The sequence below is a fragment of the Mesorhizobium sp. USDA 3734 genome, assembly GCF_056279665.1.
In genome coordinates this window covers 4,652,164-4,664,714 of sequence record NZ_JBWCCW010000001.1, presented here as the reverse complement: position 1 = coordinate 4,664,714, position 12,551 = coordinate 4,652,164, and the positions used below count along the sequence as shown (strand labels likewise).

The following is a 12,551-nucleotide window of genomic DNA, read 5'->3' as shown; positions in this document are numbered from 1 at the left end:
CGGCTAACGGGGCTGAAGTAAGCGCGCCGGTGCCGACGAAGCCAAGTTTCATTGGGTACCGCACGGCGTTGGTTCTCCGGGTCCGGGGATTACCGCGGCCCCTGCTCCAGCCTGATCCGGTAATTAAGCGACCGCTTCGCCCCCGGTGCGACCAGCATCAGGCCCGGCTTATCGATGAAGTTGCCATTGAAATCCACAGGGCTGCCTGTGCCGTGCCAGGGTTCGATACAAAGGAACGGGGCGCCGCCCGGCTTTGACCAGATGCCCAGTTCTGGAAATCCCCGCCATGATACTTCGATCGCCGGACCACGCTCTGCCGCGTAGCGCACGCTGGTGCTTGCGGGCCGATCCAGGATGACGGCGTCGTCATCGAACAGCCGTTCGGATAGTGCAAGCGTCCTGCCTTCGATGGGCGTCGGCCGCGGTGCTGCGAGCAGGAGGCCATCCTTAAGGCGAGGAATCGGCGCCGGCTCATCATCGGCAAAGGTCAGGCGGTAGGCCTCCTTAGGTAACTCCGACAGCAACGGCCAGTTGAACGCCGGGTGCGCGCCGATGGAGGCCGGCAGCAGCTCGTCGCCTGTGTTGGTGACCTCGAAGGTCACGCCGAGTTGCTGGCGTTCCAGCGTGTAAGTCACGGCCAGGCGAAAAGCGAAGGGGTAGTGCGCGCGGGTGTCGGCGTCGTCGGTAAGAACCAGCGTGCAGGATCGAGGCCCTCTGTCCGCCCACACAAAAGGCTTGTCGCGCGCGAAGCCGTGCTGCGTCATCGTATAGGTCTGGCCGCGGTGACGCAGTTGATCGCCCTTTAGCCGGCCGACAATCGGAAACAGCACCGGAGAATGGCGCCGCCACGCCGGCCCGGCCTGCCACAAGAACTCAAATCCTTGCGCATCCTGCAGCGACACCAGTTCGGCACCCTGCCCGACTATAACAGCTGAGATGCCGTCGCCATGAAGGGTTTGGCTGTCTTGTGCCACATGTCCTCGCGGGCGGGTGTTGAAGGCCGGTGCTGTGGCAGACTAAGCAAAAGCTCTTGGGGACTCAAGGTGTGGCCGGGTGTTGCGCAACGAATTGTGGCCGGAGGATCTCTCCGGCTACCTCTCCCTCACTCACAACGGACAGTCGCTACTCGCGCTCGCCAGTGAAATTCAGCAGCAGCTGGTAGATGTTGATGAAGTGGAGAGAGCGAGAAGGGACTGTCAGGAATCTTGTGCGCGAGGCCGGTTTTCGTCATTGACCGACGAATCTCTCGCCGAAGACGACGGCGAACTGGGTCTTGGCCTCGAACCACTCGCGCGGCGGTCGTTTCCATTCCTCGGCCGCGTGGTTCAGTACCAAGTAGAGCAGCTTCATGGCCGCATCGTCATTCGGGAAGTGGCCCCTGGTTCGAACGGCGCGCCGCAGCTTTGAATTCAAGGCTTCTATTTGGTTCGTGGTGTAGATGATGCGGCGCACGCTTTCGGGAGAAAGCGAAGAAGGGCACGACGTGCTGCCAATTGCGCCGCCAGCTAAGTGCGATTGCCGGATAACGCTGGCCCCAATAGCCGGCCTCGAACTCGTCCAGCGCCTTCATCCCCGCCTCGGCGTCCTTTGCCCGGTAGATCGCCCGCAGCGCCGGTACGACGGGTTTGCGGTCCTTCCATGAGACGAACTCGAGCGAATGGCGGATCAGGTGAACGATGCAGGTCTGCACGACCGTCTGGGGGAAGACGGCGTTGATGGCTCAGGAAAGCCCTTCAGGCCGTCGACGACGCCAAAATGAGAATGTCAGCGACGCCGTGGTTCTTCAGTTCGTTCATAACCCCCAGCCAGAACTTGGCGCCTTCCGTCTGCTCGATCCAGATGCCGAGAATCTCCTTCGTGCCGTCCGGCAGGATGCCGAGTGCGATGTAGACGGCCTTGTTGCGCACGAAGCCTTCGTCCCTGATCTTCACCCGGATCGCGTCGAAGAAAACAAGCGGAAATGATCTTGTCGTCGAAGTCCGGGAAGCGGCGCTGGTGTTTGGCGATCAGCTTCGGGTCGAAGGTACCGGCCCGGTCGCGCGGGATTGAAAGCTGCATCTTCGACGTGCCCGTCAGCACCGTCTTCCTCGACTGGCCGTTACAACCATTGTCGCCGCCATCGCTTCGCTCCTCATCCATTCGAGCTCCGCGTTGAGAATGGGCTCCGAAAGTGCCTTCTTCAGATCGTCAAGCAACCCGTCCCTGGCGAACACCTCGTTCAGATCGCGACCGGCAAGCAGTTGGTCCAACAGTTCCTTCTCGATAGCCATGTGATGATTCTCTCCTTTCCATCATCATGACCTCGCGCACAAGATTCCTGACAGTCCCAGCGAGAAAGCACCGAAGACGAGCAGTGCCTCCACGATCGCGATGCCGTCGGCCACCAAATCGTTGCCCTCAGCACCTACCTCGGCCATGCCCATGTCACCGACACCTATATTGGTACCTTCAGGCAACGCCGATCCTGATGAGGCAGATCGCGGCGGTCGGCGAGGCCTTGCACCAAGGAGCCGTCTCATGATCGCGCTGGCTCCGCATCTCACCGCCTTCCTGCGCGAGCATCTGCCGCACGAGAGGCGAGCGAGCCCGCACACCTGCGCGGCCTACGCCTACAGCTTTCAACTGCTGCTCTGCTTCGCGGCTGCCGGACTGCGGACCACCCCGTCCGGCATCGAGATTGAGCAGCTCAATCCGCCGCCCATTCTCGCCTTCCTGGAACACATCAAAGAAGAACGCGGCAACTCGCCGCGCACCCGCAACGTCCGTCTTACCGCCATCAAAGCCTTCTTCCGCTTCCTCGAGTATAGGCTGCCGTTCTGTCTGGATCAGGCGCGCCGGATCCGGGCGATCCCGATGAAGAAGGTCGACGAGGCCGTCGTCAGTCATCTCACCCGCGACGAGACGCAGGTTCTGCTCGACGCGCCGGACCCGCGTCGGATCCTCCGGCATCCGCTATCAGGCGATGCTGCATTTGGCCTTCGCTGCTGGCGACGCAACTGTCGCCGAACGATAACATTGCCGGCGGCATCAATCGCATGAACCCGATGCTTATCTAGCACCGGCGGAGCGGGAGCCTTCCATCCCATCGATTTTGAGCAGCTCTTGTTCTGATCCCAAGAAGGCGAAGATCGCGGTGGCGCGCAAGCTTGCCGTCATCCTCCGCCATGTGGAAGACGAATGAGCCGTTCCGCCCCGCCGTCGCTGCAGCCTGACAAGGAGCTTTCGATTTCCCGATCAACTCCAGTTCCCGAGATGCGTCATTGCCGGGACGCTGCGCGGACGAGGTCGCTCCCATGCATGCGGTCCTACGGAACCGGGAACACCACTTCGACCCACCCGTTCCAACGCAAACATGCGGCGATCCTTGCGATCGACCCCGGAGAGAACCCTGAGCCCGGCAGGCGCTGCACCAACGAGGAGAGAAGGAGCCTATTGATGAAAGCGATTAGAGAACTTCCTGAGACACGATCTCCGTTCGCAACACTGCTGGCTATGCAACCTCTGCTGCACCGCCTCAACACACTGGCGCATAGGTGGTCGTTTTGCGCAAACCACTTCGTCTACTGGCTCCTCCAACAATTTGGGACATGGATGGGTCTTATCCAAACAACTAATTTTACCGATCTATGAAAATGCTGCATAGCACATCCCTGCGGTGCGCCGTGATTTCTGCGCGGACGCGGCGACGGTGGCGGAACGGATCGAGGAATACCGGCGTATCGGAATCTATACCTTCATCCTCTCCAGTTATCCGCATCTGGAGGAGGCCTATCGATTTGGCGAATTGGTGTTGCCGTTGTTGCCGCTCGATCACGAAATCTCGACGCGACCCACGGCCGTGAACATGGGACCTTTTGGCGAAACGGTGGCCGGCGATCATCGGCCATCGGCGCTGCGCGCGAGTCAATCTTGAGCACCAGAGAATCGGGCAGGGGACCGGTCCTAGCCATCATCGGCGGCGGCTTTTCCGGTGCGGCGACCGCCTTTCATTTTGCGCGGCTATTGCCCGCCGGTGCTGCCGATATCGTGGTCATCGAACCGCGCGAAGGGCTCGGCTATGGGCTGGCCTATTCGACCGGTGATCCTTCACACCGCACCAATGTGCCGGCATCGCGGATGACGCTGATCTCTGGCCAGGACTGCCACTTCGCCGACTGGCTGCAGCAAACCAGCGCCATCGCGGACGATGCCGAGGCTGTTGCCGCAAACGGCGCGATCTACCCGCAGCGCCGTATTTTCGGCCGTTACGTGGAAGACCACCTCCAGCGCTTTCTCCAAAGCAAAACGATCCGGCATGTCAGATCGGCCGTTGCTTCGGTCGAACGCAGTGGTGAGCGCTACCGGCTGATCCTTGCTGACGGCGCAGCGCTTGTGGCAGACGCTCTGGTCATTGCGACGACGCATCCGCCCCCGGCCTTGCCGTTGGCCCTGCAGTCCGTGGCTGGCAAGGCCGGGCTGGTGGCCAATCCCTATGATCTGGAGAGGCTGGAAGCGGTTGGCCGCAATGACAATGTTCTCATCATCGGCACCGGACTGACATCGGCGGACGTGATCGCGACGCTTCACCGCAAGGGCCATCGCGGCCGCATCACGGCACTTTCGCGCCATGGTTACAGATCGCGTGGACATGCTTTGAAAGCAGTCGGTCCGGCCGGCGACTTTACCAGCCTACCTTCACGTAGCGCCACAGTGCTGCTCAGGCGCATCCGCACCGCGATTGCTACAGCCGCTCGGGCGGGCGAAGACTGGCATCCCGTCCTCGACGCCGTCCGGCGGCAGGGACAGGTCATCTGGCAGGCTTTGCCGCTCGCTGAGCAGCGCCGTGTGGTGCGCCATCTTCGCGCGCTGTGGGATGTGCATCGCTTCCGTGTTGCGCCACAGATCATGGACGTGCTCGATCGCCAAGTTGCCGGGGGCAGGCTTGCCTATCGCGCCGCATCGATAGTCGGCGCCGATCAGATCGACGGACGCATTCGCGTCAGGCAGCGACTGCGTGGCCAACGGCGTCTCATTGCCGAGGCTTTTGACAGTGTGATCGTGACAACCGGGCCGGCGCATGCCGATATCTTGCGGACCAACACGGCGATTGCGGCGCTCGCGCGGATGGGATTGGCCCGGCTCGACCCGATTGGACTCGGCTTGGAGACTGATCCGCGAGGCCGTGCGGTCGGCACATCCGGGCGGCCGATTGGCAGCATTTTCGTCAGCGGACCGCTGGCGCGCGGCAGCGTTGGCGAACTGATGGGAATTCCCGAAGTCACCGCGCATGCCGAGCGCATCGCCGCCGAAATTCATCAATGGTTTGGATACCAGACGGCCTTGCGTCGTGAGGCGTCGTAAAGCTGCAAAACACAATGAGGCTGTCCAGATGACACTGACCGAGCGCGTTCCCCTGATTGAAACCCGGACCCCCCTGAAATCTGCCATGCGTCACCTGGCTGGAGCCGTGTCCGTGGTTACCGCAGGTATTGGCGCCGGAAGGACGGGCGCAACCGTTACGACCGCCCACTCACTGTCCGTCGAGCCGGAGGTGATGGTCGTCAGTATCAACCTGAACTCGTCAACCTGGGCAGCAATCAGGCGGCATAGGCATTTCTGCGTGAACGTGCTGCGTGCCGACCAGGTCGCGATTGCCGACCGCTTCGCCGGACGCGATGGCCTAACGGGGGTAGAACGTTACGAGGGGGCCCGCTGGCTTAGACTTGCAACCGGCGCGTTGGCCCTCGACGGGGCGCTTGCCGCCGTCGACTGCGCGGTCGAAGACATGATCGTCCGCCACAGCCACGCGCTGATCCTCGGCAGCGTCCGATATGTGGCGAGCGGAGAGCCGGGCCCGGCATTGATCTATCATCAGGGCGCATATGGATCGTCGTGAGTGCCGATGTGTGACGTTTCGCGGAATGAGAAGGATCCGGTAGCGCGCCAACGAGCCGAATTTGGTGTGTTCGGCGAGAATGACAATTTTCCGCGCCTGTTCATGGGGTCGAAGACGCTAAGCGCTGGATGCACGGCGATGAAAGCGATATCGTGCTGATCGCCAAGATACGCAGACCGGCAAATACTGTCGCGGTCTGGAGATCGACATTGAAATCGCCGCCCAGCATGACGTGCCGATGTTCGTCGGCAGCTGCGATGGCTGTATCGATCATGTTGGTGACGATGCGCGTTCCGGCAGGACGGAAATTCGGCGGGCCAACGTCAGCACGGTACTGCCGCCAAAGAAGAAATTTTCCCGCCATCGGATAGTTCGACAAGGGCAGATTCAATCCTGATGCCGTCGCCTATCGGTGATGTCGGCTCTGCCGCAGCACTCACTGGCAGGCGCCGCGTCCCTTCCATCGTTCACCACACGGCAAAGGCGCATCTTCTACTACCGCTTCTTGCTGCGGGTCCGTCTGACGCCAGCCGGTGCGTTCGATGTCTCCGGAACCCTCGCTTCCTCAGCCATTGACGGCTCGGGAAGCGACGCGTCGGGCATGGTCACGTGCTTGGCGTCGGATACTACTTCACCGGTGGTGAGTATGGGCTGAGAACGAACATCTTCATCGGGAAATATCGGCTGCGGCGTCGTTTCCGCGATCGCACCGTCCGTCTTCGTTTCCGCGACATCGTTCGCGATCGCGGCCAGGTCGACGCCGCCCCAGATGGACTGTGGCCGCTTCACGAGCCCACGCTTCTGTTTGATCTCGACGACAAAGGGGCGCTGCTGCTGCCTCATAGTGGTACTTTCGGAGGGATTCGGGGAGTTGCGAACGTCGTCTAGGCCGATCCCACGCCTTCGTCCACCGGCCCCACGCACATTCCAACGGTTTTTGAAGACGTTGCTGCCGTCCAAGTGGCTCACCGCCGACGCCGGGCTCGCGCTCCGGCTGACCTCTGGCAAATGCTCGTAAATGAGAGTCTAAAATGTTTCGCCTATGCTATGAAGCGCCCAAGTACTGATCGATCACGATCGATCCGCATTCTGTAAGCGAATCCGCCGCGAGCAATTCCGCAATGAGCGTACATGGAGCGCACGTTCTCGCGCCGGCGCGGAACGGCATTCGATAAGCGGATAATCCACCAGCTCTCGCCGTTGGGCTGGGACCATATCAACATCACGGGCGATTACGTCTGGTCAGACCATCTCATGGTCGATGGTGAAGGGTTCCTGCCGCTTAGGATTGGCGCCTCATGATCGCCGACATCCCTACCGTAATCTGTGTCCCAATAATGCACTGGGGCCATGTGCCGTTGCGAAAACGGGAGCGAACGATGCAGGGCTTCCGATCACCGGAAACCCCTCAGCGCTTCGTCTCGATCTTCTCCGCCCCTGCGCAACCGCTTCGTTCCACCTCGCTCAAGACACTCCGCGTTTCAGATCCATCTTCACCGTCTGAACGCAATTGCGAAGTGGAAGGCCGTGACTGCGCTCTGCTGACAGCAGCGTACACCGCTTCAGCGCGTTCATACGCAGACAACGTGACAGCGTCACGCAATGAGTTAGCGGATTTGCCATCCTGTTGGAAATCCGACATCGTCGGAAATCCGACATTGGTCGGATAGGAGCCGCCTCGCGGCGGTGCCCCTCCCACCACCGGGCATACGGGTCACGTACCACGACGGTTCGGCCGAATTAAGCTTGGGCGGAGACATAGAGGCGAGGAAGACCGAGCTCCTCGAAGTAGTGGTCGCGCAGAGCCTGTTGGACCGCCGGGTGTCCAGACATGCGCCAGAACCCCGTTGGCGAACCGGCGGCAGCCGCAGCACTCGCGGCGGCGGACCTCGGCAAGCCGGCGACTGAAGGAGGCGGGCTCCGTCAGATGGACGATCTCACCGAAGAAGTTCAGCTGCCCGCTTTATAGGCGGCCTTCCAGGAAGAGGCCGCTCGAAGCGGCGCTTGCCGGGCTCGATACCGGTGGACTGGGCTCGAAGTCCGCGGTGCTGCAGCATGTGATCCGCTCCTTCGATCCCTGCATGGACTGCACCGCGCATTGGGATGCAGTTGGCGCCGCGCGGCGGCGGTAAGACAGTTTTCAGCGGTGAAAGCCGACTTTCCGGCCCCCTTTCGCCATGCCGACCGCCCACCGGGCGGCCGCTTAAAAAATACGCCATACATTTCAAATCTCTAGCAAGAAAATGGTCGAAATGATGAAAATTGGTCCGCTTCTTGCTGCAAGCATTCTGACAGAGCCCGGCGTCCATCCGGACGATGCGATGGGGCATAGAGTAGCAACATGCCAGCTGCCGAAACCTTATATGACGTCATTCGTCGCCAGGGGATCACCCGGCGCAGCTTCACCAAGTTCTGCAGCCTGACGGCCGCGAGCCTCGGTTTCGGCCCGGGTGCCGCGACAGCGATGGCTGAAGCACTCGAGACCAAGGAACGTGTTCCCGTCATCTGGATGCATGGGCTCGAATGCACCTGCTGTTCGGAGAGCTTCATCCGCTCGGCCCATCCGCTCGTCAAAGACGTCGTGCTGTCGATGATCTCGCTCGACTACGACGATACGATCATGGCGGCCGCCGGCCATCAAGCGGAGGCGATTCTCAAAGAGACGAAGGAGAAGTACAAGGGCAAGTACATCCTCGCCGTGGAGGGCAATCCGCCGCTCAACGAGGACGGCATGTTCTGCATCGACGGCGGCAAACCCTTCGTTGAGAAGCTGAAGTGGATGGCCGAGGATGCCATGGCGATTATCGCCTGGGGCGCCTGCGCCTCTTGGGGCTGCGTCCAGGCGGCCAAGCCGAACCCGACCCAGGCGACACCGATCGACAAGGTCATCCTCGACAAGCCGATCATTAAGGTACCAGGCTGTCCCCCGATCGCGGAGGTGATGACCGGGGTCGTCACCTTCATCACGACCTTCGGCAAGCTGCCGGAACTCGACCGGCAGGGCCGGCCCAAGATGTTCTATTCGCAGCGCATCCACGACAAGTGCTACCGCCGACCGCATTTCGATGCCGGCCAGTTTGTCGAGGAGTGGGACGATGAGGGCGCACGCAAGGGCTCCTGTCTCTACAAGATGGGCTGCAAGGGCCCGACCACCTACAATGCCTGCTCTACCGTGCGCTGGAACGGGGGCGTTTCCTTCCCGATCCAGTCAGGCCACGGCTGCATCGGCTGCTCGGAAGACGGCTTCTGGGACAACGGCAGCTTCTATGACCGGCTGACGAACCTCCACCAGTTCGGCGTCGAGGCCAACGCCGACAGGGTTGGCATGACCGCCGCCGGCATCGTGGGTGGCGCAATCGCCGCCCATGCCGCGGTAACCGCCTTCAAGCGCGTGACCACCAAGCGCGAAAAAGCCGACCCATCATAATCACTCTCGGGGAGGAACAGCATCGTGACAATTCAAACACCCAACGGCTTCACATTGGACAATTCGGGCAAGCGTATCGTCGTCGATCCCGTCACCCGCATCGAGGGACATATGCGGGTGGAGGTCAATGTCGACGAGAACAACATCATCCGGAATGCGGTCTCGACCGGCACCATGTGGCGCGGCATCGAAGTCATCCTAAAGAACCGCGACCCCCGCGACGCATGGGCCTTCACGGAGCGCATCTGCGGCGTCTGCACCGGCACGCATGCGCTGACCTCTGTACGCGCGGTCGAGAATGCGCTCGGCATCACCATCCCGGACAATGCCAATTCGATCCGCAACCTGATGCAGCTGGCGCTGCAGGTTCATGACCATGTCGTGCACTTCTACCATCTTCATGCGCTCGACTGGGTGGACGTGATCTCTGCGATCTCGGCCGATCCGAAGGCGACCTCGGCGCTCGCGCAGTCCGTGTCCGACTGGCCGCTTTCCTCTCCCGGCTATTTCAAAGACATCCAGACCCGGCTCAGGAAATTCGTCGAGTCAGGCCAGCTCGGACCCTTCAAGAACGGCTATTGGGGCAATGCATCCTACAAACTGCCGCCGGAGGCCAATCTCATGGCGGTGGTGCATTATCTGGAGGCGCTCGACTTCCAGAAGGAGATCGTCAAGATCCACACGATCTTCGGCGGCAAGAACCCGCATCCAAACTGGCTGGTTGGCGGGGTACCCTGTCCGATCAATATCGACGGTACTGGTGCGGTCGGCGCGATCAACATGGAGCGGCTTAACATGGTCACCTCGATCATCGACCAGATTATCGAGTTCAATGACAAGGTATACGTTCCCGACATCATGACCATCGGCTCCTTTTACAAGGACTGGCTCTATGGAGGCGGTCTGTCGGGCAAGAACGTGCTAGCCTATGGCGACGTACCCGAGCACGTCAACGACTACTCCGAGGCAAGCCTGAAGCTGCCGCGCGGCGCGATCATCAATGGCAATCTCGCCGAAGTGCTGCCGGTTGACCATGAGGATCCCGAACAGATCCAGGAATTCGTTACCCATTCCTGGTACAAATATCCCGACGAGACAAAGGGCCTGCATCCCTGGGACGGGGTTACCGAGCCACACTACGAACTCGGCCCCAACGCCAAGGGGACGAAGACCAATATCGAGCAGCTCGACGAGGCCGCTAAATATTCCTGGATCAAGGCGCCACGCTGGCGCGGCCATGCCATGGAGGTCGGGCCACTCGCCCGCTGGGTCGTCGGCTACGCCCAGAACAAGGCGGAGTTCAAGGATCCGATCGAAAAGGTGCTCAAGGATCTCGGCCTTCCAGTTTCAGCCCTCTTCTCGACACTCGGCCGCACGGCAGCCCGTGCGCTCGAATCGAGCTGGGCCGGCCACCAGATGCGCTATTTCCGGAACAAGCTGATTGCCAATATTAGGGCCGGCGACCTCTCTACGGCCCATGTCGACAAGTGGAAGCCGGAAACCTGGCCCAAGGAGGTCAAGGGCGTCGGCTTTACTGAGGCCCCACGCGGCGCGCTTGCGCACTGGATCAAAATCAAGGACGGCAAGATCGACAACTACCAGTGCGTCGTGCCCACCACATGGAACGGCAGCCCTCGCGATCCGGCAGGAAATATTGGCGCCTTCGAGGCTTCGTTGATGGATACGCCGATGTCAGACCCCACCCAACCTCTCGAAATCCTCAGGACCATCCATTCCTTCGATCCGTGCCTAGCATGCTCGACGCATGTCATGAGCCCGGACGGTCAGGAAATGGCCAAGGTCCAGGTCCGGTGAGGAGGATAAGTCATATCCATGAAACTCTCGCAGCCGCCGACGCCCACGGTGAAAAGGCCGTCGAGCACCAGAGCATCTATGTTTACGAAGCCCCAGTGCGCATCTGGCACTGGGTCAACGCCGTCTCGATCCTGACGCTTGCGCTAACCGGCTATTTCATCAGCTCGCCGCTGCCTTCCGTGCCGGGCGAGGCCATCGCCAATTTCCTGATGGGGTATATCCGCTTCATCCACTTCGCGGCGGGGCAGGTCCTTGCCGTGTTCCTTATCCTCAGGGTCTACTGGGCCTTTGTCGGCAATATCCATGCCCGCCAGATCTTCTATGTGCCCTTCTGGAGCGGCCGCTTCTGGAAGGAATGGCTGCATGAGTTGCGGTGGTACACGTTCTTGGCCCGGCAGCCGAAGTATGTCGGCCACAACCCGCTTTCCCAGTTCACCATGTTCCTGATGTTCACCGTGCCGCTCTTCTTCATGGTGATCACCGGCTTTGGGCTCTATAGCGAGGGTGCCGGCCGCGACGGCTGGGAATATGCGCTCTTCGGCTGGGTGTTCTCGATCTGGCCCAACAGCCAGGACATCCACACATTCCACCATCTCGGCATGTGGGTAATCCTCGTCTTCGTCATGGTTCACATTTATGTGGCGATCCGCGAGGACATTATGAGCCGACAGAGCATCATCTCGTCGATGATTTCCGGCGAACGGCTCTTCAAGGACAGTGAGGACTAGATGGTCGCGCCAAATCCCTTGGCCTCTTCGCCTTCCCCTCGGATTCTCGTGCTTGGCATAGGCAATATCCTCTGGGCCGATGAAGGCTTCGGCGTGCGCGCGGTGGAAACCTTCCACAAGGCGTATCGGGTGCCCGACAACGTCACCGTCCTCGATGGCGGCACGCAGGGGCTCTATCTCGTGCAGTTCGTCAATGAACACGATCGTTTGATCGTGTTCGACGCCATCGACTACGGCCTCGAGCCGGGCACGATAAAGATCGTGGAAGACGACGAGGTGCCGAAATTTACTGGCGCCAAGAAGATGAGCCTGCATCAGACCGGCTTCCAGGAGGTGCTGAGCGCCGCTGACCTCATGGGGCACTGTCCCGATCGGCTGGTTCTCATCGGGTGCCAGCCGCTGGATCTCGAGGACTGGGGCGGCCCGCTGACGACGCCTGTCAAGGCAGTCATACCGCGCGCAATCGAAACGGCAGTAGGAATACTGCGGGACTGGGGCGTCGTCGTCACTGCGCGACCGGAAGGGGCCGCGGTTCCGCCACTACTTGAAAACGACATCGATTTCGAACGTTACGAGCGCCGAGCCGAATCGGCCGCATTGGGCTATTGAGGAGGATATCATGCATTTCCTTAGGGTTGCGGCGACGCTCGTCGCGATGGCGCTACCGGACATCGCCACGCGCATGTCGGCCTTCACACCGTAGGCG

General features: G+C 60.9%; 12 protein-coding genes and 3 pseudogenes. 10 read left to right on the top strand and 5 right to left on the bottom strand.

Going from position 1 to position 12,551, the window contains the following annotated elements; genetic code table 11:
- Positions 1-89: 89 nt before the first annotated feature.
- The 3 genes and pseudogenes from ACZ89F_RS22600 to ACZ89F_RS22590 all read right to left on the bottom strand — a co-directional run bounded on the left by ACZ89F_RS22600 (position 90) and on the right by ACZ89F_RS22590 (position 2,423).
- Positions 90-974: an aldose 1-epimerase family protein gene (locus ACZ89F_RS22600; RefSeq protein ID WP_476094310.1), complete on the bottom strand. Its 885-nt coding sequence runs from the start codon at positions 972-974 to the stop codon at positions 90-92.
- A 253-nt stretch (positions 975-1,227) separates the two neighbouring features.
- Positions 1,228-2,270, bottom strand: a pseudogene (locus ACZ89F_RS22595) (IS256 family transposase).
- Positions 2,271-2,294: 24 nt separating this feature from the next.
- Positions 2,295-2,423 (bottom strand): hypothetical protein, encoded by a 129-nt coding sequence (locus tag ACZ89F_RS22590; protein ID WP_476094308.1) that lies wholly within the window; start codon positions 2,421-2,423, stop codon positions 2,295-2,297.
- 94 nt (positions 2,424-2,517) lie between these two features.
- On the opposite strand from ACZ89F_RS22590, the gene ACZ89F_RS22585 reads away from it, so the two are divergent.
- The 4 genes and pseudogenes from ACZ89F_RS22585 to ACZ89F_RS22570 all read left to right on the top strand — a co-directional run bounded on the left by ACZ89F_RS22585 (position 2,518) and on the right by ACZ89F_RS22570 (position 5,875).
- Positions 2,518-3,039, top strand: a complete 522-nt coding sequence (locus tag ACZ89F_RS22585; RefSeq protein ID WP_476094306.1) for a site-specific integrase — start codon at positions 2,518-2,520, stop codon at positions 3,037-3,039.
- A 637-nt stretch (positions 3,040-3,676) separates the two neighbouring features.
- Positions 3,677-3,913 (top strand): annotated as a pseudogene (locus ACZ89F_RS22580) (alkanesulfonate monooxygenase); the annotation flags it as partial.
- Positions 3,910-5,340: an FAD/NAD(P)-binding protein gene (locus ACZ89F_RS22575; protein ID WP_476094304.1), complete on the top strand. Its 1,431-nt coding sequence runs from the start codon at positions 3,910-3,912 to the stop codon at positions 5,338-5,340. The pseudogene ACZ89F_RS22580 and the gene ACZ89F_RS22575, both read left to right, overlap by 4 nt.
- A gap of 28 nt (positions 5,341-5,368) precedes the next feature.
- Complete coding sequence (locus ACZ89F_RS22570) at positions 5,369-5,875, top strand: flavin reductase family protein (protein ID WP_476094302.1); 507 nt, start codon at positions 5,369-5,371, stop codon at positions 5,873-5,875.
- A 100-nt stretch (positions 5,876-5,975) separates the two neighbouring features.
- Here ACZ89F_RS22570 and ACZ89F_RS22565 read toward each other — a convergent pair whose 3' ends face one another.
- Positions 5,976-6,254, bottom strand: a complete 279-nt coding sequence (locus ACZ89F_RS22565; RefSeq protein ID WP_476094301.1) for a hypothetical protein — start codon at positions 6,252-6,254, stop codon at positions 5,976-5,978.
- A gap of 116 nt (positions 6,255-6,370) precedes the next feature.
- The gene (locus ACZ89F_RS22560) at positions 6,371-6,718 is read right to left on the bottom strand and encodes a hypothetical protein (RefSeq protein ID WP_476094299.1); all 348 of its coding nucleotides are present in this window, start codon (positions 6,716-6,718) and stop codon (positions 6,371-6,373) included.
- 288 nt (positions 6,719-7,006) lie between these two features.
- Between ACZ89F_RS22560 and ACZ89F_RS22555 the strand changes: the two genes are divergently transcribed.
- The 6 genes and pseudogenes from ACZ89F_RS22555 (at position 7,007) to ACZ89F_RS22530 (ending at position 12,454) form a co-directional block, all read left to right on the top strand.
- Positions 7,007-7,177, top strand: coding sequence for a Tn3 family transposase (locus ACZ89F_RS22555; RefSeq protein WP_476094297.1), 171 nt, complete (start codon positions 7,007-7,009; stop codon positions 7,175-7,177).
- Between the two features lie 47 nt (positions 7,178-7,224).
- Positions 7,225-7,420, top strand: a pseudogene (locus tag ACZ89F_RS22550) (IS6 family transposase); the annotation flags it as partial.
- Between the two features lie 796 nt (positions 7,421-8,216).
- Positions 8,217-9,302 (top strand): hydrogenase small subunit, encoded by a 1,086-nt coding sequence (locus tag ACZ89F_RS22545; RefSeq protein WP_476094296.1) that lies wholly within the window; start codon positions 8,217-8,219, stop codon positions 9,300-9,302.
- A 24-nt stretch (positions 9,303-9,326) separates the two neighbouring features.
- Positions 9,327-11,117, top strand: coding sequence for a nickel-dependent hydrogenase large subunit (locus ACZ89F_RS22540; protein WP_476094294.1), 1,791 nt, complete (start codon positions 9,327-9,329; stop codon positions 11,115-11,117).
- Positions 11,114-11,845, top strand: a complete 732-nt coding sequence (cybH, locus tag ACZ89F_RS22535; protein WP_476094292.1) for a Ni/Fe-hydrogenase, b-type cytochrome subunit — start codon at positions 11,114-11,116, stop codon at positions 11,843-11,845. The genes ACZ89F_RS22540 and cybH overlap by 4 nt, the downstream gene beginning before the upstream one ends.
- On the top strand, positions 11,846-12,454 hold the full coding sequence (locus tag ACZ89F_RS22530; protein ID WP_476094290.1) for a HyaD/HybD family hydrogenase maturation endopeptidase: 609 nt from the start codon (positions 11,846-11,848) through the stop codon (positions 12,452-12,454). It abuts the gene before it with no gap.
- Positions 12,455-12,551 lie beyond the last annotated feature (97 nt).

What these genes read in the sequence shown, in the direction of transcription:
- ACZ89F_RS22590 (WP_476094308.1), bottom strand. Translation starts at nt 2,423, where the DNA reads ATGGGCATGGCCGAGGTAGGTGCTGAGGGCAACGATTTGGTGGCCGAC.
- ACZ89F_RS22585 (WP_476094306.1), top strand. Translation starts at nt 2,518, where the DNA reads ATGATCGCGCTGGCTCCGCATCTCACCGCCTTCCTGCGCGAGCATCTG.
- ACZ89F_RS22570 (WP_476094302.1), top strand. Translation starts at nt 5,369, where the DNA reads ATGACACTGACCGAGCGCGTTCCCCTGATTGAAACCCGGACCCCCCTG.
- ACZ89F_RS22560 (WP_476094299.1), bottom strand. Translation starts at nt 6,718, where the DNA reads ATGAGGCAGCAGCAGCGCCCCTTTGTCGTCGAGATCAAACAGAAGCGT.
- ACZ89F_RS22555 (WP_476094297.1), top strand. Translation starts at nt 7,007, where the DNA reads ATGGAGCGCACGTTCTCGCGCCGGCGCGGAACGGCATTCGATAAGCGG.
- ACZ89F_RS22545 (WP_476094296.1), top strand. Translation starts at nt 8,217, where the DNA reads ATGCCAGCTGCCGAAACCTTATATGACGTCATTCGTCGCCAGGGGATC.
- ACZ89F_RS22530 (WP_476094290.1), top strand. Translation starts at nt 11,846, where the DNA reads ATGGTCGCGCCAAATCCCTTGGCCTCTTCGCCTTCCCCTCGGATTCTC.